General features: G+C 74.7%; 36 protein-coding genes. 2 read left to right on the top strand and 34 right to left on the bottom strand.

Annotated elements, in window-relative coordinates; all coding sequences use genetic code 11:
• Nucleotides 1-53: 53 nt before the first annotated feature.
• The 6 genes from ABZ234_RS31955 to ABZ234_RS31930 all read right to left on the bottom strand — a co-directional run bounded on the left by ABZ234_RS31955 (nt 54) and on the right by ABZ234_RS31930 (nt 4,044).
• Nucleotides 54-350: a hypothetical protein gene (locus ABZ234_RS31955; protein ID WP_355014515.1), complete on the bottom strand. Its 297-nt coding sequence runs from the start codon at nt 348-350 to the stop codon at nt 54-56.
• 14 nt (nt 351-364) lie between these two features.
• Complete coding sequence (locus tag ABZ234_RS31950; protein ID WP_355014514.1) at nt 365-1,636, bottom strand: DUF3440 domain-containing protein; 1,272 nt, start codon at nt 1,634-1,636, stop codon at nt 365-367.
• Nucleotides 1,637-1,748: 112 nt separating this feature from the next.
• Nucleotides 1,749-2,156 carry a hypothetical protein gene (locus ABZ234_RS31945; protein WP_355014513.1) on the bottom strand — a complete coding sequence of 136 codons (408 nt, stop codon included), beginning with the start codon at nt 2,154-2,156 and terminating at the stop codon, nt 1,749-1,751.
• A gap of 314 nt (nt 2,157-2,470) precedes the next feature.
• Complete coding sequence (locus tag ABZ234_RS31940; protein WP_355014512.1) at nt 2,471-2,713, bottom strand: hypothetical protein; 243 nt, start codon at nt 2,711-2,713, stop codon at nt 2,471-2,473.
• 15 nt (nt 2,714-2,728) lie between these two features.
• Entirely contained in the window at nt 2,729-3,265 is a 537-nt protein-coding gene (locus tag ABZ234_RS31935) for a hypothetical protein (protein ID WP_355014511.1), read from the bottom strand.
• Between the two features lie 74 nt (nt 3,266-3,339).
• Complete coding sequence (locus tag ABZ234_RS31930) at nt 3,340-4,044, bottom strand: hypothetical protein (protein ID WP_355014510.1); 705 nt, start codon at nt 4,042-4,044, stop codon at nt 3,340-3,342.
• Between the two features lie 247 nt (nt 4,045-4,291).
• Here ABZ234_RS31930 and ABZ234_RS31925 point away from each other — a divergent pair, with 247 nt between their 5' ends.
• On the top strand, nt 4,292-5,251 hold the full coding sequence (locus ABZ234_RS31925) for a 3'-5' exonuclease (RefSeq protein WP_355014509.1): 960 nt from the start codon (nt 4,292-4,294) through the stop codon (nt 5,249-5,251).
• A 158-nt stretch (nt 5,252-5,409) separates the two neighbouring features.
• On the opposite strand, the gene ABZ234_RS31920 is transcribed toward ABZ234_RS31925, so the two are convergent.
• The 24 genes from ABZ234_RS31920 to ABZ234_RS31805 all read right to left on the bottom strand — a co-directional run bounded on the left by ABZ234_RS31920 (nt 5,410) and on the right by ABZ234_RS31805 (nt 18,779).
• A complete protein-coding gene (locus ABZ234_RS31920) occupies nt 5,410-6,414 on the bottom strand; it encodes a hypothetical protein (RefSeq protein WP_355014508.1) in 1,005 nt (334 codons plus the stop codon).
• Between the two features lie 39 nt (nt 6,415-6,453).
• Nucleotides 6,454-7,347 (bottom strand): LysR family transcriptional regulator, encoded by an 894-nt coding sequence (locus tag ABZ234_RS31915; RefSeq protein WP_355014507.1) that lies wholly within the window; start codon nt 7,345-7,347, stop codon nt 6,454-6,456.
• Between the two features lie 196 nt (nt 7,348-7,543).
• On the bottom strand, nt 7,544-7,891 hold the full coding sequence (locus ABZ234_RS31910) for a hypothetical protein (RefSeq protein ID WP_355014506.1): 348 nt from the start codon (nt 7,889-7,891) through the stop codon (nt 7,544-7,546).
• A complete protein-coding gene (locus ABZ234_RS31905; RefSeq protein WP_355014505.1) occupies nt 7,888-8,343 on the bottom strand; it encodes a hypothetical protein in 456 nt (151 codons plus the stop codon). The genes ABZ234_RS31910 and ABZ234_RS31905 overlap by 4 nt, the downstream gene beginning before the upstream one ends.
• A gap of 187 nt (nt 8,344-8,530) precedes the next feature.
• Nucleotides 8,531-9,004, bottom strand: a complete 474-nt coding sequence (locus ABZ234_RS31900) for a hypothetical protein (RefSeq protein ID WP_355014504.1) — start codon at nt 9,002-9,004, stop codon at nt 8,531-8,533.
• 111 nt (nt 9,005-9,115) lie between these two features.
• Complete coding sequence (locus ABZ234_RS31895) at nt 9,116-9,406, bottom strand: hypothetical protein (protein ID WP_355014503.1); 291 nt, start codon at nt 9,404-9,406, stop codon at nt 9,116-9,118.
• A gap of 171 nt (nt 9,407-9,577) precedes the next feature.
• Complete coding sequence (locus ABZ234_RS31890) at nt 9,578-9,856, bottom strand: hypothetical protein (protein WP_355014502.1); 279 nt, start codon at nt 9,854-9,856, stop codon at nt 9,578-9,580.
• 61 nt (nt 9,857-9,917) lie between these two features.
• Nucleotides 9,918-10,271 carry a hypothetical protein gene (locus ABZ234_RS31885; RefSeq protein WP_355014501.1) on the bottom strand — a complete coding sequence of 118 codons (354 nt, stop codon included), beginning with the start codon at nt 10,269-10,271 and terminating at the stop codon, nt 9,918-9,920.
• A gap of 28 nt (nt 10,272-10,299) precedes the next feature.
• Entirely contained in the window at nt 10,300-11,118 is an 819-nt protein-coding gene (locus ABZ234_RS31880; protein WP_355014500.1) for a hypothetical protein, read from the bottom strand.
• A gap of 71 nt (nt 11,119-11,189) precedes the next feature.
• The gene (locus ABZ234_RS31875) at nt 11,190-11,744 is read right to left on the bottom strand and encodes a hypothetical protein (protein ID WP_355014499.1); all 555 of its coding nucleotides are present in this window, start codon (nt 11,742-11,744) and stop codon (nt 11,190-11,192) included.
• The gene (locus tag ABZ234_RS31870) at nt 11,741-12,046 is read right to left on the bottom strand and encodes a hypothetical protein (protein ID WP_355014498.1); all 306 of its coding nucleotides are present in this window, start codon (nt 12,044-12,046) and stop codon (nt 11,741-11,743) included. Before ABZ234_RS31870 ends, ABZ234_RS31875 begins: the two co-directional genes overlap by 4 nt.
• The gene (locus tag ABZ234_RS31865; protein WP_355014497.1) at nt 12,043-12,768 is read right to left on the bottom strand and encodes an NUDIX domain-containing protein; all 726 of its coding nucleotides are present in this window, start codon (nt 12,766-12,768) and stop codon (nt 12,043-12,045) included. The genes ABZ234_RS31870 and ABZ234_RS31865 overlap by 4 nt, the downstream gene beginning before the upstream one ends.
• A 155-nt stretch (nt 12,769-12,923) precedes the next feature.
• Nucleotides 12,924-13,637, bottom strand: coding sequence for an RNase adapter RapZ (locus ABZ234_RS31860; RefSeq protein WP_355014496.1), 714 nt, complete (start codon nt 13,635-13,637; stop codon nt 12,924-12,926).
• 62 nt (nt 13,638-13,699) lie between these two features.
• Nucleotides 13,700-13,954, bottom strand: a complete 255-nt coding sequence (locus ABZ234_RS31855; protein WP_355014495.1) for a hypothetical protein — start codon at nt 13,952-13,954, stop codon at nt 13,700-13,702.
• 10 nt (nt 13,955-13,964) lie between these two features.
• Nucleotides 13,965-14,531 carry an NUDIX hydrolase gene (locus ABZ234_RS31850; RefSeq protein WP_355014494.1) on the bottom strand — a complete coding sequence of 189 codons (567 nt, stop codon included), beginning with the start codon at nt 14,529-14,531 and terminating at the stop codon, nt 13,965-13,967.
• Between the two features lie 143 nt (nt 14,532-14,674).
• Complete coding sequence (locus tag ABZ234_RS31845) at nt 14,675-15,046, bottom strand: hypothetical protein (protein WP_355014493.1); 372 nt, start codon at nt 15,044-15,046, stop codon at nt 14,675-14,677.
• 17 nt (nt 15,047-15,063) lie between these two features.
• A complete protein-coding gene (locus tag ABZ234_RS31840) occupies nt 15,064-15,300 on the bottom strand; it encodes a hypothetical protein (protein ID WP_355014492.1) in 237 nt (78 codons plus the stop codon).
• Nucleotides 15,301-15,516, bottom strand: a complete 216-nt coding sequence (locus tag ABZ234_RS31835; protein ID WP_355014491.1) for a hypothetical protein — start codon at nt 15,514-15,516, stop codon at nt 15,301-15,303. It abuts the gene before it with no gap.
• On the bottom strand, nt 15,516-16,115 hold the full coding sequence (locus tag ABZ234_RS31830) for a hypothetical protein (protein ID WP_355014490.1): 600 nt from the start codon (nt 16,113-16,115) through the stop codon (nt 15,516-15,518). Before ABZ234_RS31830 ends, ABZ234_RS31835 begins: the two co-directional genes overlap by 1 nt.
• A gap of 161 nt (nt 16,116-16,276) precedes the next feature.
• Entirely contained in the window at nt 16,277-16,846 is a 570-nt protein-coding gene (locus ABZ234_RS31825) for a hypothetical protein (RefSeq protein ID WP_355014489.1), read from the bottom strand.
• A gap of 64 nt (nt 16,847-16,910) precedes the next feature.
• Nucleotides 16,911-17,744, bottom strand: coding sequence for a DUF4097 family beta strand repeat-containing protein (locus ABZ234_RS31820; protein WP_355014488.1), 834 nt, complete (start codon nt 17,742-17,744; stop codon nt 16,911-16,913).
• A gap of 88 nt (nt 17,745-17,832) precedes the next feature.
• Nucleotides 17,833-18,042: a hypothetical protein gene (locus ABZ234_RS31815; RefSeq protein WP_355014487.1), complete on the bottom strand. Its 210-nt coding sequence runs from the start codon at nt 18,040-18,042 to the stop codon at nt 17,833-17,835.
• A gap of 111 nt (nt 18,043-18,153) precedes the next feature.
• The gene (locus tag ABZ234_RS31810) at nt 18,154-18,288 is read right to left on the bottom strand and encodes a hypothetical protein (protein WP_355014486.1); all 135 of its coding nucleotides are present in this window, start codon (nt 18,286-18,288) and stop codon (nt 18,154-18,156) included.
• A gap of 197 nt (nt 18,289-18,485) precedes the next feature.
• Nucleotides 18,486-18,779, bottom strand: coding sequence for a hypothetical protein (locus ABZ234_RS31805; RefSeq protein ID WP_355014485.1), 294 nt, complete (start codon nt 18,777-18,779; stop codon nt 18,486-18,488).
• A 90-nt stretch (nt 18,780-18,869) separates the two neighbouring features.
• Between ABZ234_RS31805 and ABZ234_RS31800 the strand changes: the two genes are divergently transcribed.
• Entirely contained in the window at nt 18,870-19,343 is a 474-nt protein-coding gene (locus tag ABZ234_RS31800) for a hypothetical protein (RefSeq protein WP_355014484.1), read from the top strand.
• A 169-nt stretch (nt 19,344-19,512) separates the two neighbouring features.
• Here the strand turns inward: ABZ234_RS31800 and ABZ234_RS31795 are convergent, their stop codons facing one another.
• From ABZ234_RS31795 to ABZ234_RS31780, 4 genes are all read right to left on the bottom strand, one after another.
• Nucleotides 19,513-19,821: a WhiB family transcriptional regulator gene (locus tag ABZ234_RS31795; RefSeq protein WP_355014483.1), complete on the bottom strand. Its 309-nt coding sequence runs from the start codon at nt 19,819-19,821 to the stop codon at nt 19,513-19,515.
• A 145-nt stretch (nt 19,822-19,966) separates the two neighbouring features.
• Nucleotides 19,967-20,674, bottom strand: a complete 708-nt coding sequence (locus ABZ234_RS31790) for a hypothetical protein (protein WP_355014482.1) — start codon at nt 20,672-20,674, stop codon at nt 19,967-19,969.
• 154 nt (nt 20,675-20,828) lie between these two features.
• Nucleotides 20,829-21,170 carry a hypothetical protein gene (locus tag ABZ234_RS31785; protein ID WP_355014481.1) on the bottom strand — a complete coding sequence of 114 codons (342 nt, stop codon included), beginning with the start codon at nt 21,168-21,170 and terminating at the stop codon, nt 20,829-20,831.
• Nucleotides 21,171-21,320: 150 nt separating this feature from the next.
• Nucleotides 21,321-22,397: a hypothetical protein gene (locus ABZ234_RS31780; protein ID WP_355014480.1), complete on the bottom strand. Its 1,077-nt coding sequence runs from the start codon at nt 22,395-22,397 to the stop codon at nt 21,321-21,323.
• Nucleotides 22,398-22,549 lie beyond the last annotated feature (152 nt).

Here is a 22,549-nt window from a genome sequence, read left to right as displayed (position 1 = left end):
CCCCCCGACGCCGGGGGGCCGACCGGTCACCGGTCGGCCCCCTTCTGTGCGGTCTACAGGCCCAGGTCCGCATGGACCTGGTCGCGCAGGACCTCCCGCTGGCCGGGGTCGGCCAGGTCGGCGTCGGCGAACATCTGCGAGAGCGTGGCGGCGTCCCACCGGCCCGAGGCCCGCACGATCGGCTGCCCGCGCTCGATCAGGTCCTCCAGCTCGGCGTCGGTGACCGCTTCCATCCCGGCCTCGGGTTCGGCCCCCACGGGCGCCTCCCAGTCCGAACGGTCCTCGTCCTCGTCCTGGTCCAGCAGGTCCTCGTGGGAGCCCGGCTCGCCCTCGTCCTCGTGCCAGTCCATGCCCTGCTCTCCTCTCAGGCCAGCCCGGGAAGGTTCCACTGGGCGCGCTTCTTCTTCATGTAGGCGTCGTACTCGCGCTTGGCCCGGGTGTTGGCGGGAGGGGAGAAGGACAGGCCCTTGCAGTAGTAGTCGTAGGTCAGCACGACCTTGGCCATCCGCTTCCAGCTCGGGTGCTTCTTGTCCAGGGGCCCCTCGTCGGGGATGCGGCCCTCCTCGCACCCGGGCGTGTGCTCCTGGTGCCAGCGCACGAACTTGGCGAACTTGTTGCGGTAGTGCTCAGCGGTGCCGGGCGGCATGTTCGCCAGCAGGAAGTGCGTGAACTCCTCCCACGTGAAGCGGTCGGGCTTGGAGATCTCCACCCGGCCGAACATGTTGCCGCGGGTGTTGGCGTAGCGGGCGCCGAAGGTCGCCCCCTCCACCCGGGCGGCGACCTTGCCCCACGTCTGCGGCTCCAGGATGTGGAAGAGCCACAACCCCTTGCGCTGGTCGTCGCCGTAGGGCTGGCACAGCCGCTGCTGGTGGATGCTCAGCCCCGCCCTGTACATCCAGTCGTAGATCTCGTTGTGCGGGGTCCCGGTCTTGCCGTAGAACCGCCACACGTCCTCCGTCTTCCAGTCGTAGATGGGGTAGGCGTTGATCGAGGTGGTGCCCGCCAGCCACGTCGTCCAGCGCAGGCCCTCGTGGGTGCGCTTGCGGGCCGAGGCGATGGTCCGCCACCGGTTGATCGACTCCTGCGCGCGAATCCCGACCATGGCCACCGAGAGCTTGCCCTGGGAGTACCAGTCCGCGAACCGGGGGACCAGGTCCTCGAACTCCATCCCCGGCTCGAACCAGTCCCAGTACGCCGGGTCGCTGACCACCCCGGGGTGCTCGGGCAGGGGGCGCACCCACCGCTGCTGCTCCTCGGGGTCCCAGCACACCCAGGTGGGCTGGTGGTGCGAGACGGCGTTGCGCAACGTGATCGGCAGGCACACCCAGTACACGTCCAGGACGTCGGCGTGGCGCTCCAGCATCGTGTGCACGTACCGGATGGTCGCGGCGAACTGGGCTTCCAGGTCCACGATCAACACGCCCAGGCGGCGGCCGCGCCGACGGGCCTCCTGCGCGCACAGCTCCAGCACCACCCCGCTGTCCTTGCCCCCGGAGAAGGAGACACAGACCCGGGGGGCGTCGTCGAACATCCTGGAGATACGGGTGCGGGCCGCGGTCAGCACGTCGCAGCCCAGGAAGCGGCGGCGCGCCACGCGCTTACGGGCGCGGGTCTGGGCAGGCTGGGCGAGGGTCACCGGTCGACCTCTTTCTGCGCGACCACGGCGGCGGCCCACGCGGGCGCCGTTCGGCGCCGCCCTTGGGCCCCGCGGCCGGTTGCGGGCTCCGCTGCGGTGCGGGCCGTCCTGATCACGGTGTCCCCCTGTTCGGGGAAGCCGTCCTGCTGACGTTGAGTGCGCGGTGCAGCCACTGGTCCACCTCCTCCTTGGCCACTTCGACCACCTCGCCTTCCTCGGTCACCTTCAGGAAGGGCTTCTCGTGCTGTTGCTGGCTGGTCTTCCGGTAGGCCTGGTAGTACCGGCCCGCTTCGAGGACGAAGTAGAGCTTCACCCCGCGCGTGCCGCGGCTGTTGGCCCCGGCCCAGTCGGCCTTGGACTTGAGGAACTGCCTGCGGTAGCCGTACTTGGCCGACAGGCCCACGATCTCGGCCACCCAGGGCCGGGACCGGTCGCGCTCGCCGGCGCCGAGCAGCTCGGCGAGCGGCCCGCGCGCGGGCGCCTCGCCGATGACCTCGCCCCACCACACACCCTTGATCACGCCATCACCTCCGACGCCGGGTCGGCGCCCTCGGTGGCCGGGCTCTCCCCGGCCAGTCCCAGGACGGCGGGCTTCTTCTGCGGCTTCGGCACGGCTTCCTCTTCTCGGGTCTACGGCGGCGTGAGACAGGCGTTCCCCGGGGCGGCCGCGCCAGCGGGCCGCCCCGAGAGTGGTCAGTGGGTGTTCAGGAGCATGCGTGGCTCCTCTCCTGGACAGAGGGGTGCCCGCCCCGGGACGGAGCGGGCACCCCATCGCTCAGCCCCCTGCCCCGCCGTGGCGGGGCGCCGTGACGGCCAGGGTATGAGCGGCCACTGTCAGTCGATCTCAGGCAGGTCCAGCTCGATGTGCACCTGCCGGCGCAGGAGATCGCGGTTGGCGGGGTCGTCCATGTCCCGCTCGCTGAACATCATCTCCAGCTGCTGGGCGTCGAACTCGCCCGAGTCCCGCACGATCGGCTTCCCCTTCCGGATCAGGGCATCCAGTTCGGCATCGGTGACCGAGCCCATCCCGGCGCCGGTCGACGGGTACGCCTCGTAGTCGTCCTTGTGGGTGTTCACGGTGTCCTCCTGTGTTCAGGCCAGGTCCGAGCACGGGTGCTCGGCGCTGGCGTTCGATTCGTGCGTTGTACTGCTGGTTCCCGTGAGGGCACCCTCCCGTACCGTGAGCCCGACCCGCGCCCACGCTGCGGGCGAGGGGTCGGCGCCGGCGGCGTACCAGTCCGCGCAGGCCTGGTGCAGGGCGTGGTCGGCCGCCGGGCCCAGCCGGTGCAGGTAGCCCAGCAGCGCCTCGGCGTCGAAGGCGTGCTCGGAGGGGGCGGCGTCGGCCCAGGGCAGCAGGAGGACGTCGGCGGCGCGGGTGTAGACCACCGGCGCAGCCGCGGCGACGGCCCCGTCGAGCGGCACCGGGCCCATCAAGCGGCCCAGGAACACGGCTTGGGCGGCGCTCAGGCGGATGCGGCGCAGCTCGGCGGCCAGCACCGAGCGCCACAGGTCCAGTTCGATCCGGGCCTGGCGGACCGCGGGGGCGGCGGCGCTCGTGCGGCGGCTGCGCTCGGCGAGCCAGTGCTCCAGGTCCTCGCTGACGGGCACCTGCAGGCGCGTCTCGGCCATCGTCGTCTCTCCTTCACGGGGGTGTGCCCGCCACGCGGGGACCGTGCGGTCCCCGCGTGGCGGGCGGTCGGGGGCTAGCGCCCCATCGGCATGGACTTGCGGGTCACGAAACGCACCCCGGGCCAGGTGCGCAGGCTCAGCGGCCGGTGTCGGGGGCCAAAGGCGGGGCGGTGCACCAGGTAGCGGGTGCCCGGCCGCCAGGCGAAGCCCTCCTGGGCCAGGTGCCCTGCGCCCTTGCCGTCGTGGGCGCGGGTGGTCTCGATCGCGTACACGCCGCCGACCTGGGCCACGCGGCGCCCCTCCTGGCGCACCCGGGCCACCTCGGCCGGCTCCGTCCAGGCCAGCGCCTGGGCGACGGTGCGCACGCTGGAGGGCACGCGCACCACCCAGCGGCCCGCCGCGTCGACCCCGGACAGGTAGGCCAGCGAGGCGAAGTTCTCGGTGCGGCCGTAGCGGCGCCACCCGGAGGCGCCGACCAGGGTCAGGCGGCCCGCGACGTCGCGGTCCAGGATGCGCAGGCCGATGGTGTAGCCGCGCGCCTCGATGCCGGTCTCCCCTCCCGCCGCGGCGATCAGGCCGCGGATCTGGCCCAGGAGGTAGCCCTCCACGCGCTCGGCGGCCGGGCGCGGGGCCACGACGCCGCCGCGGGCCTTGGCGCGGGCGCGGCGCAGGCGGGTGATGGCGGTCTTGGAGCGGCGGCCGGGAAGGTCGTGCTCGGCCAGGGTCTGGGCCAGGCGCGGGGCCGGGACGGGCGGGGTGTAGCGCGCTACAGTGGTCACAGGAGGCTCCTGTCTCCGTCGGAGGGGTCTGGCCTCGGGTCGCAATCGGTGCCAGGCCCCTGCTCTTCGTCTTGCTTGACTCAAGTATGACACAACTTGATTCATGTGTGAATCATTTTTGGGGTGCGCGTTCACCACTACACCCCATTACCCCTGTGACCTGCACTGATGCAGGAAAATTCGTCCGGGCGGCGCCGATTCGTGCGAACGGCCCCCGCGTGTCGGGCCCCGGTGGCAGGCTCAGAGCATGAGCGCCACCACCGACCCCCCGCGACCGGTAGGAGCCACGCGCACCGCCGCCGCACTGACCGCGCGCACCGGATGGCCGGTGCGCGCCCGCGACATCCCCCGCCTGGTCGCCCAGGGCCACCTGAACCCCGCCGGCCTCTACGAGGGGCACACGCTCTACGACCGGGCCGAGTGCGCCGCCGTCCCCGAACAGGCGGTGGCCGCCCTGGCCGGAACGCGCGGCAACGCCGCGCCCGGGCCCGCCATCGAGGCCTTCGCCGAACAGCTCGGCCGCCGCCACGGCCTGGACGTGAGCCTCACCTACCGGCCGCAGTCGGGCCGGTGGCACCTGGACTGGCCGGTGCGCGCCGACGGCCGCCCGGACCCGGCCGCCCTGCGCAACGACCTGGCCGCCCACCCCGCCGGCGAGCACCGCCGCCTGGTGGACATGGCCACCCCCGCCCACCGGGCCATCGCGGCCGCGCGCCGGGCCCTGGCCCCCGACGAGGCGCTCCTGGTCGACGTCGAGACCACCGGCCTGGGCCCAACGGCCGCGATCGTCGAGATCGCCGTGGTCGAAGCGGACACCGGCCGCACCGTGCTCGACACCCTCGTGAACCCCGACGGCGTGCCCGTCGAGAAAGGCGCGCAGCAGGTCCACGGGATCACCCCGGGCGAGCTGGACGGCGCGCCCACCTGGCCCGAAATCTGGCCGCGCCTGGCCCAGGGGGTCGGTAGCCGCCTCCTGATCGCCTACAACGCCGATTTCGACAAAAGCCGCATCCGCCATGCGTGCCGCCGCTACGGCCTCCCGGTGCCGCGGTGGGACTGGGACTGCGCAATGGCCTGGCGGGGGGCCGCCGCCCGCACCAGCCGCCCCGGCCCGCTCAACGGCGGCCACCGTGCCCTGGGGGACGCCCGGGCCGCCCGCGAGGTGGTGCTCGCGGTCGCGGGCACCGCCTACACGCCCAGCCGCTGACCGCGCGAGGCCACGGCGGCGGGGCCTCGGCACCTTCCGCACCCGGGTATCGAACACGGCGAGCCCCCGCCGGGTTCACCCGGCGGGGGCGGGCGCCCCGATGACGGGGGCGCCGTGAAAGGGCCCGCCCCAGGAGGGAGAGGGCGGGCCCGCGCGGTCTACCGGGTGCGGTGCTGGGCGGCGAGCTGGCGGGTGTCGGCGCTCACCTCCCGCAGGTCCACCGGCCGCCCCTCCAGCGCGGCGAGCCCGGCGTGGATGTTGAGGACGTGGCGCTGGGGCGGGACCGGCCACGCCCCCAGACGGCCGTTGGCCAACGCCTGGCGCAGCGCGATCAGCGCGGGCGCCCCCACCCGGCGGGCGTGGAGGCAGATCCCCTCCAGGACCCGCAGGTAGGACAGGCGGGCGCGCAGGCCCCGCTCGACGTGCTCGGCGGTGCGCAGCAGGACCCCGTGGGAGCCCACGGCCTGGTCGGCGCCGCGCTCCAGGGCCCACTCCAGGGCCGCGGTGGCTTGGGCGGGGGTGAGCGCGCTCAGCTCTGGGGCCAGCGGGGCGAGCAGGTCCCCGGCCAGCAGGATGCGGTCCTCGGCGTCCCAGACCAGCGACTGCTCGGGGGCGATGGCGTGCAGGCTCACCCCGTTCAGCCCCAGGGGCGTGTGGTGGGTGCGGGCCCGGCAGGCGAGCCCCGCCGCACGGGCCGTGCCGGCGGGCGGGGCTCCGGCCTCGGCGACCTTGGCCGCGTACAGCAGCTCGGCGCGCTGGGGGACGCGTTCGATCAGGCCGTGGCACCAGCGCAGCCACACCACCCGGGCCAGCCGCAGCGACGGGGCGGTCTCGGCGAGTTCGGCCAGCAGGGTCTCGGCGGCCTCCGCGGTCAACCCGTGGTCGACCAGGGTCAGGGCGGTGCCGTGGCCGACCAGGAGGCTCGCGCCGGGGCTGGCGGTCCACCGTGTGGTCCACACCCGGGAGCTGAGCCGGGTGAGCGTGGGCGCCCCGGGGCTGTGGGTGTGGTGGGTGCGGGTGAGCGTGGCGTCCGGGCCCATGCTGGTCCTACCTCCTGTGCCGTGCGGTTCGGTGGCCGCCCGGGGGTGGTGGAGGAAGGTCCGGGCGGCCACGTCCAGGTCACCACGGCGGGTGGGCGCACGGTAGCGGCCTGCGGCGCGCATTGCGCGTCGCCGACCCCTTGACAGGGACCGGGGGGCCGTCTACGCGTCCAGCTCGTCCAGGTTCGCGGCCCCCAGGCACAGCCCCGCCAGGTAGAAGGCGGTGAGGACCACGGGCCGCTGCTCCCCGGCGCGGATGCCCACGCCGATCTTGACCCGGCGCCCCTGCAGGGGGATCCACGCGGTGCCGGGGGTGCGCATGGAGGGGGCGGCCATCATGGTGTGCAGGCCCGGGCGGCCGGAGACCTCCACCGCGCCGGCCACCCGCCAGGGGGTGTCCACGACGATGTCGCGGGGCGCCTCGGCCACCGGGGTGTCGCTCATCCACTCCTCGTGGCGGCGGTCCCCGGCGGGCGAGTACAGCCAGGGCCCGCGCACCTCGGTGGGGGCGAGCCGGTCGGCGTCGGCGTAGTCGCTCCAGGCCGGGACGACGACGGCGCGGTCCCATTCGCCGGTCACCCGGGTCTGCCACCCCAGCTCCCGTTCCTCGTCGCCCAGGAGCTGTCCGAAGACGATGTCGGCGCCCCCGGCGATGGGGTCGCCGATGGTGCGGGCGGTGACCGGCATCTCGACCAGGCGCACGGAGGGGTAGCGGTGGCGCACCTCTTCGAGGATGGCGCCGCCGTGCGGGCCCAGGGCGGCGCCCAGGACCGCGACGTAGACGGTGTCGGTGCCGGGGTCGTCGGGGTGGTCGGGCAGGGAGTCCCACAGGGCGCGGGCCTCGGTGCCCCAGCGGGCGTAGCGCTCTCCCAGGGGGGTGAGCGTGGTGGTGCGGGATCCTCGCGTCACGAGGGGGCCTCCGATCTCGTTCTCCAGCGCGGTGATGCGCCGGGCGGCGGCCGCGGGGCTCAGGTGGAGCCGGCGGGCGGCGGCCGCGATGCTGCCCTGCTCCCGGATGGCCAGGACCAGGTCGAGGTTGATGGCGTCGATGGACACGGACGGGCCCCCTGTTCGGTGCGTGTGGCGGCACCGTACGGGGGCGCATGCCCATGACAGGGGCAAGTGGTGGTAAAGGGTCTACCCAGGTGCGGGCCCCGGCACCGGGGTGGGCTTCCCCCGGGACGCGAAAAGGCCCCGCTCCCCGGGCAACCCGGGGTGCGGGGCTTGCGTGCGCCCGCCGGCGCGGCCGGTCTCAGTCGGACACGGCCACGCTGGCCCAGTGAGCGCGGACCTGTTCCAGGGCCTGGACCACGTCGGCGGGCAGCTCTGTGCCGGAGACGTGGTCGCGCAACTCCTCGGCCAGGCGCACGGCCAGGGCCGGGGGCGCGGACTCGTGCTCGCCGATGCCGAGCACGGCGCGCTGTCGGGCGCGGCACAGGACGGCCTCGGGCCCAGTGGCGTACCGGGCCAGCAGCAGGCCCAGGTCCAGGTCGGTGTGGCCCATGCGCGCGTCGACCTGCTTCGCGGTCAGCGTGTGGGAGCGCACCAGCAGGTACAGCCACGCGGCGGCGTCGCGCCCCTGTTCGTCGGGGGTACTCACAGCTCCTCCTCGTCCAGGAAGGCGGGGCGCGCCGGGGGCACCACGGTGACGAGCACCTGGTGTTCGGCCTGGGCGGCGGTGGCCACCGCCCCGCACACCGGCCCGACGCTGGCCCACCCCAGCCCGGTCAGGGCCTGGCGCAGGTCGACCGGGCGCACACCGGCCAGGGAGAGCGCGATGCGCAGGACCGCTTCCTGGGAGGAGGAGGCGGCCAGGTCGCCGCGGTCCAGGGCATCCGCGAGTCCGGCCCAGTCGAGGGTGGCGAGCGGCTCTGCGGGGCGGGTCTGCCCCTCCTCAGGGACCCAGCGGACGTAGCCGGTGACGACGTCGCGGCGGTCGAGCCAGTGGCCGTGCTCGACGAGCAGGTTCAGGGCGGCACGGTCGGCGGAGGCGCCCGAGGCCCAGGTGCGCAGCGCCTGGAACAGTACGGATCCGCTGGTGTTCGGGGTCATGGTGTCCTCGGTTTCGCTGGAGGGGTGGTCTCCATCATGGAGGCGAAGACCACCCCGCAGGGGTGAATCCGCCGAAAGCCCGGGGCGGGCGGCGCAGGCCGCGCAGCCCGCCCCGAACACGACGAAGCTCCGCCCTCCACGCGGGGAGGGCGGAGCTGGTTCCAGAAACGGCACCTCGGCTGAGGGGCTACCGGTCGCCGGCCTTCTTGTCCTTGAGCTTTCGGAGCAGCTCGCCGGACCTGGAGGGGTCCTTGCCCGCCGCCTTGACGAACCGCATCGTGCTGTCGGCGTGATCGAGCAGACGGAACAGGTCCCCCTGCCCGGAGTCGCTGTAGATGTCGGAGATCGCCTGGCGGTAGGCGGTGCTGGCGTACTCCAGGCGGAACGGGGGCGTGCTGGTGTGCAGGAAGGACTCCTGGTCGCCTTCCTCCTCGGCGTCCAGGATCTCGTCCTCGTCCAGCGCCAGCAGGACGCGGACGATCTCCTCGCGGGTGATGCCGGGGAAGACCGGTCGTATGTCACGGTGCAGGTGAAGCACGGTGACACCGCGCTCGCCCGCGTTGTGCGACTCGCAGACCAGGTAGTGCAGCAGCGCCACATGCGGCTGCTCGGGGTCTTTCTCCAGGAACAGGACGCCGTTGATGTCTCGGGTGAGGGCCACCGGCTTCTCCTATCAGGGGGTGGGGGTGTTGTTCGCGGTCATCGTCTTCTCCCTCGGGTCGGAGTTCAGGATGCCGCCCGGGCCCGAGGCCCGGGCGGCGTTTGGTGAATCTCAGGACTCCAGCTGCGCGTCCAGGGCGGCCTGCAGCTCCTCCAGGACGGCGACCGCCCGGGCCATGGCGCCGGCGGGCTCTCCGTGCGCCAGGAGGTCAGCGAGCACGGCCCGGTCGGCGCGGAGCTGGCGGGACAGCGCCTGCCGGGCACGGCCGATGTCGGCGGTGTGGGCGCGGGTGAGCGGTTCGGCAGGCAGGTGTGGGCCACCGACCATGTAACCGGCGGGGGTGCGCAGGGCCCACTGCCACAGGCCCCGGTGGTCGGGGTCAGGGTCGGCGCGGGCGAGCACGCCCAGGTGCGGGGGGGGCGGCCGCCGTCGCGGTCAACGCGCACCCACTGCCCGACCAGCAGGTCCGGGCGGGCGGGTGTGCGCAGGCGGGTCGTGCTCAAAGGTGCTCCTCGCAGAACAAGGGCCCGCGCCCCGAGGGAGCGCGGGCCGTCGATGGTGGTGGTGTGCGGGTCAGGCGTAGTCGTCGGGCCCGGCCAGGTCCTGTCCGGGGGCGGGCGTGTAGACGACGGAGGTCTCCGGCATGGTGGCGGGGCGGGCGCGCAGGCGCAGATGCTCCACCCCCCGGTAGGTGTGGCCGCGCGTGGTGCCCTCGACGGTGAGCGACTCGGCGCCGACCTCCTCGACGACCAGCTCGCAGCCGTCGACCTCGATGCGTACCGGGGTGTCGTGGGACAGGTGGGCGGTGGCGGCCAAGGCCGTTCTCAGGTCTCCCAGGGACAGGTCTCTCACGTGCGTCTCCTCCCATTCCAGGGCCCCGCCCCGGTTCCCCGGGGCGGGGCGGGTTCAAAAGTCACAGACAGTCGACACAGACCAGGCCCGTGCCGCTCCCGGTCACGTCTTCCCAGTGGTTGGCAAGCGCCCGCTGGCGGGCCTCGTCCTCGTCGCGGCCGTGCGCGAGGCTGACGCAACCGTCCTCGTCGTGGTCGGGGTTGTGACAGCCCCCGTCCAGGACGTCGTGAGCGTCGCAGGCACACGCGATGAGAACGCAGCGGTACGGGAGCTGGGCCGGGCTGGTGTCCGTCGCCCAGTGGCGGCCGTAGTCGGCCGCCTGGTCCCGGCTCGGCCAGTGGCGCACGACCCCGAGGTAGAGGTGGTGTCGGCCGTTGGCGTGCTGCAGCGTCCAGCAGCGGTCAGGGCGCTTCATCTCGTGCTCCTTCTTCGGTGGTGTCACGTCAGCTGGTCGGCCAGGGCAGGGCGAGCGTGTGCAGTTCGGCCAGGACCCCGTCGAGCACCCGGTGCTGCTCGGCCGCCTGCTCCTCGCGGTCAGGCAGGTCCGGGGACAGGCTCCTCACCGTGGCCGCCGCGCGGCCGGCGCGGGCCAGGGCGTGTTCGGTGCGGGCCACCCCGGCGGGGTCGCACCGCTGCACGCTCGCGTCGGCGGCCGCGACGGCGCCGTCCAGGACCCGGTCCAGGAGGGTGTTGTCGCGGCCCTCGCACCGGTAGCGGCGCACCCCCCGCAGGTGGAAGTCCAGGCCGCGGCGGCGCCAGTGCGCGATCTCCCAGTTCTGGGCGCGCGTGTACTCGGCCAGGGGGATCTGGGTCCACACCCCGGGGTCCAGGTCCGCGGCCGGGGGCGCCTCCCACAGCAGGTGCAGGACCTGTTCGGGGAAGGCGATGGTGGCCTGGCGGCGCAGCAGGCCGCGGGGGCCGGGGGCGTTGTAGGGCATGGCGCCGGGGAGGCCGAGGATCTCCTCGGCCGGGACGGGCCCGGTGGGCAGGGCCCGGATCTGGGCGTGCAGGGCCTGGCCGGTGCGGGTGCGCCGGTCGGGCACCCAGGCGCCGGCCTCGCGGGCCGGGGCGGGGCGGCACCCGGGCGGCCGGTCCTCGGCGATGATCGTGCTCTGGTCGAGGTAGCCGTCGATGCCGTGGCGGTCCAGGAGCGCCTTCTCGGCGCGGGCGGGGGTCGAGGTCAGGATCTGGTGGGCGTGCCACCAGGCGCGGGAGGCGTCGGGGCTGGCACGGTAGGCGGTCGCGTTCGGGGCGTTCAACACGGGCGTGCTCCTGGGGTGTGGGCCCCGCCCCCGGGTGTGCGGGGGCGGGGCGGGAAAGGGGCCGGGGTCTCTCAGGCCGTAGCCGGGGCGTGGCGGCGGCGTTCGGCCGCCAGGTCCTTGCGGTGCGCGGCGCCCAGCCGGGCGATCTCCTCGCGGTGCTCCTGGTGCAGCCGCTCGATCTCGCCCAGGCGCACGTTGTCGACGCGGCGGGCGATGTCCACCATCAGCTCGGGGGTCAGCTGCGGGGTGCGGGTGTTGGCCTGGACCACCGTGGTGAAGCGCCGCCGGCGGGCGAGCGTGGGCGGCTCCATCAGCCCCCACCCGTGCGGGAGCTCCTCGGGGCGGACCACGCCGGGCGGGGCCACCACCCACATGCGCGAGCAGTAGGGCAGCCATGCCGCCGCCTTGTCGGGGTCGGCGAGCTCGCGGCGCCAGTCGCCCCGGGAGGCCTTCACCTCGTGGATGTCGATGCCGCGGGTGCGGCCGGTGCTCATGCGCAGCAGGTCGCACCGGCGGGTGCTGTGCGGGGCGGTGACCTCGGTGAGCAGCAGCTGCCCGTCGCGGCCGCGGTTGGGTCGGCGGTAGTGGCCGATCAGCGCCTGGAGCAGCACGTCGGTGTGGCTCACCGGGCCCCCTTCCCGGCGGGGGTCAGGTGTGCGATCACGCTGGTGATGGCCTCGGCGATGGCGTCCATGGTCGGCGGGTGCTCCACGGCCAGGGAGTCCTGGCCCTGGGCCAGGACGAACGCGCGCACCGCCCAGGTGCCGTCGTCCTGGCGGAACGCCTGCCCGAGCAGCCCGGGCTCGGCGCTCCACATCACGGCCCGCACGTAGGGTCCGGAGGGCGAGTGCGGGTGCAGGCGGGCGCGGGGGTGGGCCTCGACGATCTGCTTGAGCTGTTTTTCCAGCTCGCTCGGTCCCCTGTTCACGGCTGTCCTCCCAGGTGCTCCAGTGCGATGGCCAGCAGCGGCCGGTGCGCGGCGTACAGGCCCCCGGCCGGTTCCACCGCGGCGGTCAGGGCCTGCAGGGTGTGCAGCGGCCACCACCGGGCGTCGACGGCGTCGTCGGCGGCCGCGGCCGGGACGGTGCCGGGGAGCCGGTACAGGCCGACCTCGGTGCTCACCCATGCGTGGTCGGAGTTGCGCGGGTCGTCCACGTAGGTGCGCAGCAGGGTCTTCGGGGTCAGGCCTCGCAGGTCCACGCCCGTCTCCTCGCGCAGTTCCCGGGCCAGGGCGGCCCGGGGGCTCTCGCCGGGGTCGAGCATCCCGCCGGGGAGCGCCCACTGGCCGGCGTCGCCGCGCAGGATCAGCAGCACGCGCCGCTCGGCGCCGGTTCCGGCGACCACGACGGGGTCGGCGGCGGCGTTCTCGCCCCACGCGCCGAGGTTGCGGCCGCGTTTTCCGGTGCGGCCGGTGGGGTTGAGCGGGACCTCCCGGCGGACCTCGAAGTGGACCAGGGCGCGTGCCTGGCGGCATCCCCAGTCGCTGACCTGCTGGGGGGTGGGGACGGGGTCGGTGATCCAGGGGGCCGGGGCGGCCAGCGCCGGGGCGCGCAGCTCCGGCGGGGTGATGTCGACGGGGTCGTATGCGGGGCAGGGGAGGTCCCAGGGGCGGTGCTCGGCCGGGACCGGTGTGTACCTCGTGGTGGGCATACTGGTGGCACTCCTTCGTGTTCGTGGGAGGGCGGCCCGCCCGGATCTTGGTCGACTGGGGCGGGCCGCCGTCATGTGGTGGACCGGGCGGTCCCCCCGCCCACCAGGCCCGGGCGGGACTGGTGGGCAGGGCGAGCACCCGGGGGCGGCGGGGTTCAGTCGCGGAGCACGCGCAGGCCGAGCTTGTGGTACCACCGGAAGGCGTCCCGGGTCGGGATGCCGAACGACTGCAGGTGGGAGTCGTCGTCGTTGAGGACGTCCAGCAGGGCGTAGGCCTGGGTGCTGGCGGGGCAGATCCGGCCGACCTTCCACGCGGTGCGCAGCGCGTGTTCGATGCCCTGCCAGCCGCGGGCGGATTCGACGACGGTGTAGGCGCGCAGCTGGTTGCCGTGGACGATGCGGGCGGCGGTGAGCGCTGAGGCGTCGGGGTGGGGCCGGTAGGGGTTGGTCGGGGCGTTCACCGGCGCACCACCGGCCGGGTGAGGTGGCGCGGGTCGAGCCGCACGTCCAGGTCCTCGCGCTCCTCCAGCTGCTCGGCGACGGCGCGGGCCACGGTCGGGGCCCGGTGGCGGCCGCCGGCGGCCGCCGGCGCAGCCGATGGCGATGACCAGGTCGGCGCGGGCGGGCCCGGAGGCCATGGCCACGGCGGCCAGGGCGATGGCGTGGACCAGGTCGCGGACGCCCTCGGTGGCCAGGACGTGCTCGCGCACCCGGGGGTCGGAGCTGGTGAGCTCGCGCAGCTGCGGGCCCACGTGGGGGTCGCGAAAGTGGGTGCGCAGGTCGATGACCAGGTGCGCGTGCGCGGGCGGGGGGCTGTGCAGGAACCCGAAGCTGATGATCGTCACCTCGGGCGGGGGCTGGTTGTGCATGGTGTTCGTCCTCTCCAGGGGCGGGGCGCCCGCCCGGGGGCTGCCCGGGCGGGCGCGGCCGGTCAGGCGGTCTGCGGCTCGTAGGCGGTGGCGGTCTGCTGCTGGACGCGCAGGAGGTGGCGGTGGCCCGGGCACCAGGTCTGGCCCCCGGGGCCGATCCCCCACGGGCGCCCCTCCTCGTCCGTCAGCTCTTCCCGGACCGCGTCCAGGTCGGGGGAGGCCACCAGCAGGGGTTCGGCGGTGTCGTAGTCCGTGGCGGTGCGGATGCACCCGGGGGCGTCGCAGCGGATCCTGTAGAAGAGGGTGCGCTCGAACACGGGGTCCTCCTCAGACCAGGGCGGGCGGGGTGGCGGCCAGGGCGAGGATGCGCTCCTGGGCGCGCTGGGGCAGGTGGATCAGGTCGAGTTCGGGCTGGGCGAGCCAGTGGCACCAGACCGGCTCCAGGCCGGGGTCGGCGGCGAACTCGGCGGCGGTGAGCAGCCCGGCGGCGTGGGCGGCGGTGCGCTCGGCCAGGCGCTGCAGCTGCGCCTGGTCGGCCCGGCGCAGGGAGCGCACCTCGCGCGGTGAGGCGATGGGCGCGCCGGTGAGCTCGCCCCGGTAGAGCTCCCAGGTGTGGCCCAGGGTGCGGCCGGGGTGCACGCGTCGGCGGCAGCGGCCGGGGTGGTGCCCGCCCGTGGCGAGCTTGCGCAGGCCCCTCACGCGCAGGCCGACCTCCTCCCAGGTCTCGGTGTAGGCGGCCGCCTCGTAGGAGGCGTGTTCGTCCAGGGCGTGGCCGGCGACCGGGGCCATCCCGGCGGGTATGGTGGCGCGCTCGATCAGCTGCAGCCGCCCGGAGGCGTCGAAGAGCAGGACGCCGACGGAGGTGCCGCAGCACTCCTTGACCTGGGTGCTCATGGGTGGATCCTCTCGGTAGGTGGGCGGGCCGGGCCGGGCTGGCAGGCATCGGGCCCGGGGCCGCGTGGTGGCCGGACAGCGGTTCCTGTCCGGTCCCCTTGCCCGCCCGCCGTGGTGGCGGGCGGGCGCGGGCACCGGACAGGTCAGCGCGACGGAGCGTAGACGGCCTTGTAGTAGGCCCTGACGGCGTCGTCGAGCAGGCGGGTGGCCTCGGGGGGAGTCAGGCGCCACTCCTGCACCAGCTCCCGGACGGCCTGGGCCCGCGGGAGCGGTTCCCCGTCCTGGATGCGAAAGTGCTCCGCGCCGCTGCTGGAGACCTTCCGGCGGACCGGGGGGGTTCCCGCGTCGCGCACGGCCGCGGTGCTGACCAGGTGGAGCTTGCGCTGGGCGGAGGCGAAGGTGTCTCCGTGGTACTCGATCAGGACCGAGATGGCCTCGGGCTCGGTCAGGCGGCGACCGTCGATGCGGTAGGGGTAGGGGCCTGCGCCCACGTCGTAGCTGATGACCTCGGACATGGTGGTGGTTTCCTCTCTCAGAACAGGACGGGCTGGTCGGCGGGTTCGGGTGCGGTCCGGGGCGGGGTGGCGGGCCCGGCGAGGGGGGTGAAGACGGCGGTGGCGGCCAGGTGGGGCCGCCCCGCCAGCCACTGCTCGGCCCGGTCGGTGTGGCGCGGGCACAGCCGGTAGGCGAACGGGGCGCCGTCGGGTGCCCGGTAGTGCAGAGCGGTGGTGGGTTCCTGGTCGCAGTCCAGGTCCGCGCAGGTGCCCATTCAGTCCCCCTGCGGCCGGGCGGCGCGCCACAGGGCGAGCGCCTGGGCGTGCGCGGCGGCCGGGCTCAGGCCGGCCTCCCGGGCGGCCTCGGCGAGCAGCTCGTCCCGGCCCTCGAACGGCGGATCGTCGATGAGGCGGTACAGGACCGCTTCCCCGTCCCGGGCCTCCTGGGGCTCCGGCTGCTGGTCGCACACGGTGGTGGTCTCCTTCGTCATCAGGCCGCGCGGGCCGCGGCACCGGCGGCGGCGGTGTTCACGTACACGCCGCCGCCCGGGTGGGCGGGGCAGGCGGGCAGGTCGCGGGCGGCGTCGGCGCTCCCGTGCTCGTCCAGTTCGCCCAGGACCGCGTACTGCACGGCGGTGAGGGCGTCGCGCAGCAGGGCGCTGCCGACCCCGGCGCGGGCCAGGGTGGGGGTGGCGGCCACCAGGCCCACGCCGCGGCCGGGCCCGTGCAGGGCCAGGCGCTCCCAGTCGGCCAGGTCGGTCTCGGTGGCGTGGTGGGCGTGGTCGAGCAGGACCAGGGTCGGCACGGGGTGGCGGGGCAGCGCGAGCGCGGCCCGCAGCACCTGGGCGGGGTGTTCGCTGGCCCAGTCGCAGGCCCGGTCCAGGGCCGGGTCGAGGAAGGTGGGGTCGGCGTGCCAGAGCCGCATCCGGGCCGCGCGTGCGGCGTGGGCGATGTGGGTGAGCCAGGTGGTGGTGCCGCTGCCGTAGGGGGCCAGGAGCAGCCCGTGGGCGGGGCGGCCCCGGTGGGTGGTGCGCCAGTGGCGGGGGCCCCGGTCGGGGCCGGGCGGCGGCGGGTGCAGGTCCAGGTGCATGCTGGTAGTGCTCCTTTCGGTAGGGGCGGCGGCCCCGGTCGGGCTGGCAGGCATCGGGCCGGGGCCGCACGCGTGCTCGCGCGGGCCGGCGGGCGGTTCGCAGTGGTCTCCCCGGACCACCCCGCAGGACGGGCGGGATGGGCCGGGGGCACCGCTGCGCTTCAGGCCGGGGTGCGGTCCAGGGCCTGCAGGCGGCGCCCGTGGCGGGAGGCGAGAATCGCGGCCGCCATCAGGGCAGTGGCCCCCGCAGTGAGGAGCGCGAGCATCCACCCGGTGGAGGACATCAGCAGCGCGGACACCGCCAGGAACAGGGTGTGGAAGTCCTGATCGAGCCGGTAGGCACCTGAGCCCAGGCTCGGGTTGTCGTCGCGGCCGGGGCGGGGGGTGCCCAGGGCCGCGAACTCCTGGCGGCCGATGGCCCGCCACAGGCCCAGCAGGGTGTAGCGGCGGTCGGCCCAGTAGTGGGACCAGCCGGTGAAGCCCAGGCCGACGGCGATGGCGAGCGGGTCGGGCACGGTCGCGGTCACGGCCAGCACCAGGCCCACGGCGAGGGCGCGCAGGCCCACGATGACCGCAGTGTGCTTGGCGCAGGCCAGGCGGCCCCGGTTCGAGCACTCGCCCTTGAACTTGGCCCAGACGCTGGACTGGAAGGGGTGGTCGCCCCAGGTGTGCGAGGCCAGCACGGGCAGGGCCAGGGCGCCGAGAAGGCCGATGTCGACGGGCTGGAACATGAGATCCCTTCGGTTCGGGGAGGGGTCCGGGGCGTGCCCGTGCGGGCACGCCCCGGCGGGGCGGTCAGCCTCGGACGCGCACGGTGCCGGAGACCGTGTGGTGGCGCACCGTGCAGGGGTGGCCGTTCTTGTCGACGGTGATGTCCCCGTCGACGGTGTGCGCGTCAATCTGCGTGGGCGCTGCGGCGGTGACCTTCACGTCGCCGCTGACGGTGTGGGCGTCGACGGGGCCGCCGGTGGTGACCTTCACGTCGCCGCTGAGGGTGTGGGCCCGGACCGGGCCGTCGGCGATGACCTTCACGTCGCCGCTGAGGGTCTTGGCGTCGACTTGGGTGGCGCTCAGCACCCGCACCGTCCCGGTCTGAGACCGGGCGCGGACCGTCTCGGCAAAAGCCACCACCAGGAGTCCGGAGGCGCACTGGTGGTCCACTCGCTCCAGGCGGCCGCTGGTGCGCACCGTGCCGCTGCGCAGGCGGGTGGTGAGGCTGGACCCCTGGGGGAGCCTCACGTAGGCGTCCGGCCCGGTGGTCGTGCGCGTGGAGCCCGAGACCCCGTTGTTGCCGATGAGGGTGGCGCCGCGCCCGAAGCTCACCCCGTCGATGACGGTGGCGCTCCCGGTCATGATGACGCTCGCATGGATGACATCAGCGTTGATGACGGTACGCCTGCCGGTGATGTGGACGCTGCCGGTGATCGGGGCGGCGGTGCGCACCTTCAGGGTCCACGCGCCTGCGGCTCCGGTGGTCTGGGCGGTGTCGAGCATCTCCTGGTCGCCGGTGAGGACGATCTCGGCGGTGCTCAGGCCCGGGACGACCCGCACGTGCAGGTCGAGGTGCTCGGCGTCGACGGTGAGGTGGAGCGGGCCCGAGGCGGGGGCGCTCAGTTGGCGTTCAGGCATGCGGTTCTCCTGGCGTGGTGCGGTGTGCGGCTGCGGGTCCTGCGGCTCCCGGTCGCCGGGCCCGGTCGGGCCCGGCGGCCGGGGTGGGTCAGGCGGTGGCGCGGTTGGCCCGCCGGTGCTCGGCGTGGACGGCGTCGGCGGCGTGGCCGGGGAGGGAGAACTCCTCGGGGAAGGGGCGCCGGTACCCGGGGCGGCCCTGGGCGCTCAGGGCGCCGATCCAGGTCCCGTGCGGGGTCTGGGCGATGCCGCCGATCACGGTGCCCCCGGTCGAGGGGACCGCGGTGTACTTCGGTCGCATGGCTGCTCCTTGGTCTGCGAGTGCGGTGGGGCGGTGGGCCCCTGTGGTCCCGGAGACCGCCCCCCGGGAGGCGGGGGGGCGGCAGCGGCATCACAGGGATGCGGCCGTTCGCTACTTCATGTGGTCCAGGTGCGCCCAGGTGTCCGCAGGGTCGGAGGGGTTGTAGTGCACGTCACAGACCGTGCAGTAGTAGATGACTTGGGCCGGGGCGGCGGAGGCGAGCAGACGGCGCAGGAACGAGCGCATGGCGAAGAACCTCTCTGGTGTGCGATCGGAGAGTGCGGGTGGCGACCGGCTTGGCGTTCGGTGTGCCACCGCGGGTGGGCGGCGCGGTCCGCGTGTGCCCCTGCTGCGGGGCTGTGTGTGGTGGACCGGGCAACCCCCGCGCCCACCAGCCCGCGACGGGCTGGGGAGCGTGGCGACCGCCCGGGAGCGGTCCGGCCTCAGCGGGCCGTGTAGACGAAGAACTCGGCCCCCTCGTCGGGCCACGTGTTGCTGGTCATGGTGCGCGCGCCGAACAGGCTGGTGCGGGTGATGCTCAGTCCCCGCTTGTCGGTGGTCGGGGCGATGGCGGTGACCTTCCCGACCTCCTCCAGGACGGGGTGGGTGCGGCTGTGCTCGGAGGGCGGGGCGATGACCATGCCCACCTGCACAGCGGTGTCGCGGATGGGGGTGGCGCGCACGTCGTCGCGCTGCACGTCGAGGGGGCCGAGCTTGGTGGTGACGAGGTTGTCCATGGTGTCCTCCGAGTGGATAGCGCTCCTCTGTGTGCTCCAAGATAGCGCTCCACAGTGTGGAGCGCAACCCTGGAGCGGTATCCTGTGGGCATGAGCGACACCGACCCCGAAAACAGGCTGATCAGAGCCCTGGACGAGAGCACCCAGGAGTACCGAAGAACGCAGACCCTGCATGAGGAGGCCCGCGACGGGGTCCACGCCGCGATCGTCGCCGCGCTCAAGGCCCAGACCCCGCCCGCCCAAGTCACCGCCGCCAGCCCGTTCAAGAGCGCGCACGTGCGACGTGTCGCCCGCGCCCACGGCATCCCCGCGGTGACGCGCGGCTCCGACCAGGCGCCCCTTGGCCCGAAGGCGTCCGCGGCCCTGAAGAAGCTGGCCACGGCCACGGCGGACTACGAGGCCACCCGCGAGTCGTTCGAGGAGGCCCAGAAGGGGTCCAGGAAAGCGGTGGCCGAGGCCCTGCAGGCAGACCTGGCGGCCACGCGTGTGGCCCGACACAGCCCCTACTCCGAGACCCTGGTGCGCGATACGGCCGACAAGCTCGGCATCGTGCTCTCGCGCTGAACGCGCGCAGGGGCGCCCCCCTCCCCGGGGGGGTGCCCGTGCGCGTGGGCCCCTCCCCGCTACGGGGCGGGCACTAGGCTGATGGCCTCTCTGCTGTGATCGGAGAGTCGTGGCCCCACCTGCTTGGCGGTTTGGTGGGGCCACACCCATGTCCGGGCCCGGCCCGGGATCAGTCGGAGGCGCGGGCGCGTCGCTGGCGGCGCTGCAGCCGCGTGCGCTCCTGGGCGGTGAGCCCGCCCCGGACGCCGACCTGGTGCGAGGGCGGGGCGGTCAGCGCCTCCTGCAGGCACCGGGAGCGGACGGTGCAGTGCTCGCACGCCCACAGGGCGTCCTGGACGGCGGCGGCGTCGTCGGGGTCGGGTTCCCAGTCGGCGGGGGTGCCGACCTGGTGGCACAGCGCCTTGCGGGTCCACGGCGGCGGGGCGGGCAGCAGGTCGCGGCCGCGGTCGGGCACGCGGATGCGGGTTCGCTCCGTCACCGCGCACCCCCGCCCGTGAACGGGGCGGCCTGGGCGGGTTCGGTGTGGGGCACGGTCTCCTCCTAGCGGTGGGCGGTGGGCCGGGCGGCCCCGCCGCCGGTCAGGCCCCGCAGGGGGTCTGACCGGCAGAGCCGTCGCCCGGGCCTCAGTCCTGCAGGTGGGTGCGCAGGGTGAGCGTGTGGGTGAGGCGTCCGGCCACCTGCACGCCGGTGCACGGCGGGCGCTTGGTACCGAACTGACGGTGGGCGAGGTCGGGGTCGTAGCCGTCGAGCAGGTCTTGGGCCAGGGCGTGATCGGTGGCGGGGATGTTGCCCAGGAGCAGGGTCTGGGGCAGGGCGAGCGCGTCGCGGATGGCCGCGGTGCCGAAGGCGGAGCGGTCCAGGGTGTGGGTGCGCGCGAGCACGCCCAGCCCGGCGGGCGGGCCGGCGAGCACCAGGTGCTCGAAGGCGTCCCGGCGGTGGAGGTGGCGGTGGTCGTCCCAGACCCGCCAGGCGTGGTCGATGAGCACCAGCACCCGGGAGTCGCCCGCGCCCGGGCCGGTGCGGCGCCGGCCCCGTTCCAGGACCTCCTCGGCGTCGAGGGTGGACCAGTGGGCGTGGGCTGCCACGGCCGGGTCCAGGTGGGAGCCGTCCAGGTACCAGACCACGATCCCGGCAGCGCGGGCGCGGGAGGCGATGCGGGCCAGCGCGGTGCTGGTCCCGGCGCCGGTGCGGGCGATCAGGGCGCCGTTCATGGCGTGGCCGCGGATGTCGGTGATGCCCCATTCGGCCGGGCTCATGGGCTGGGTGTCGAGGTAGTGGCCGATGTGGACGTGGGGCACGGCGGCCGGGGTGTTCGGGGTGGTTGTGTTCACGGTGTTCTCCTCGTGGTGGGTGCGGTGGTGCGGGCGGGCCCGCCCCCGGCGGGGGCGGGCCCGGAGGGTTCACGCGAAGACGCGCATGCGGGTGCTGTGGTCGTGTCCGGGGGCGGTGCAGCGGGCAGCTGTGCTGCCGAGGTCCCGCCGCTTGTCAGTGGTCGCCCGGCCGGCCCTGGTGGGAGGGAACGGGGCAGGCCCCGGTGGCCCAAGGTCGGTCCGGGTCCAGGGCGTGGGTGTGCGGCCCACCGCTGAGGCTGCACGGGTCGTCGTCCTGGTCGCAGTGCTCGATGCAGGTGCAGGCGTCGAGGTCCTCGTCGATCAATGCGGCGGCTTCGCGTGCTGCTTGGGCGGAGCACACTGGGCAGGTGATCGGCTCGCCCTCCGCGAGGGTCTCGCCACCGTCGACCCAGTGGCCGCAGTGCGCCCAGCCGGGCACGGAACCGAGAATGCGGTGGGTGTCGTCGCTGTCGGTCGGACGGACGGTGATGCTCACAGTGTCTCCCGGGGGTTGTTGATGGTGGGTCCTGCCCGGCTGTTGCGGGTAGGTCCCTCGTGCGTCATGGGGTCAGGCGTCGATGTGTGGACGGTCGCTGGCACGGGGTGCGGCGTGCCCCCTGCGGGCACGCCGCCGTGGCAAGCGCGGTCAGGCGGTGACGGTCACCGCGGCCGTGGCACGGCCGTAGCCGTACACGCCCCGGCCTGGCCGGGTGCGGAACAGGGGCGGGGTGTAGCCGGGCAGCGTGTGCTGGAGCACCGGGGTGGTGCCGCGCAGCCGTCCCAGGGCCAGGTACTGGCCGTGGAGCGTCAGGCGTGCGCGCACGGCGTCGTCGCCGAACTCGCCAAGGCCCGTGGAGTAGGTCCGGGCGACCACGCTGACCTGGAGCCGGGTGGCGAAGCGCAGCAGCCGGTACCACAGCTGCGGGGCGGCCTGCAGGGCGCCGGAGCCGTCGACCAGGACCAGGTCCGGGGTGCGCGCCGGGTCGTCGAGGTCCAGCAGGGCGGTCAGGTCGCGGACCATGGCGTCGGCGTCCGTGCACCAGGACACGTGCGGGGCCACCGCCTCCCAGGCCGGGTCGAGGTGCGCCTTGTCCAGGGTGACGACGAGGGTGCGCAGTCCGGCGGTGTGGGCACCGTCGGCCAGGCGGGCCAGGGCGGTGCTGCCTCCGGAGCCGGGCGGGCCCACGACCAGGCCGTGGGCCCGCATGTCACGGTCGAACAGGCGCCAGGACAGGTCGGTGCGCAGGCGGCCCCTGCCCAAGGGCAGGTCGGGGGCGGCGCCGGGCGCGGCGGGGCGGGCCGGGGCGGTGTTCCCGGTCGCTGGTGTGGTCCGGGTGTTCCCTGCGCCCTGTTCGCGGTCGGAGGGGAGGGCAGGGACGGCGCCTGGTGCGGCCGCGGGCAGGGCCTGTTCGGCTTCGGCGGGGGTGTAGCGCCACTCCCGCACGAGCCGGTCGAGCACCTGGTCGCGGGAGAGCTCGGGGCCGCCGTCGATGCGGTAGGAGCTGTTGTCCGGCCCCTGGCCGATGCGGGGGGCGGGGGCGTCGTGCACCGCTTCGACGGCGGCCATGTCCAGGCGCCGCTGGGCGTCCAAGGCGCCGAGGTTCTCGACCTCGGCCAGGTAGGAGCGCGCCTCGCCCTGGCTCATGCGGCGGCCGTCGATGCGGTACGGGTACGGGCCCGCGCCCACCTCGTACCGCACGTCGGTCTCGGGGTACTGCACCATGGGTGTTCTCCTCACTGTGGGTGTTCGTGTGGGGGTTCGGTCGCGGGCGACCGAACCGGGCCGACCCCCCGGTGGGGGGGGGGGGGCGCACAGCAAAGGGGGTGAGAGGGTTTGAAGGCGGGGCCCAAAACGGAATAGGGCGCCCCAGGCCC

It is taken from the genome of Nocardiopsis sp. NPDC006198 (assembly GCF_040613895.1).
Lineage (GTDB): Bacteria > Actinomycetota > Actinomycetes > Streptosporangiales > Streptosporangiaceae > Nocardiopsis > Nocardiopsis tropica.
The sequence above is the reverse complement of the archived record's forward strand: the minus strand, read 5'-3'. Positions and strand labels throughout refer to the sequence as shown.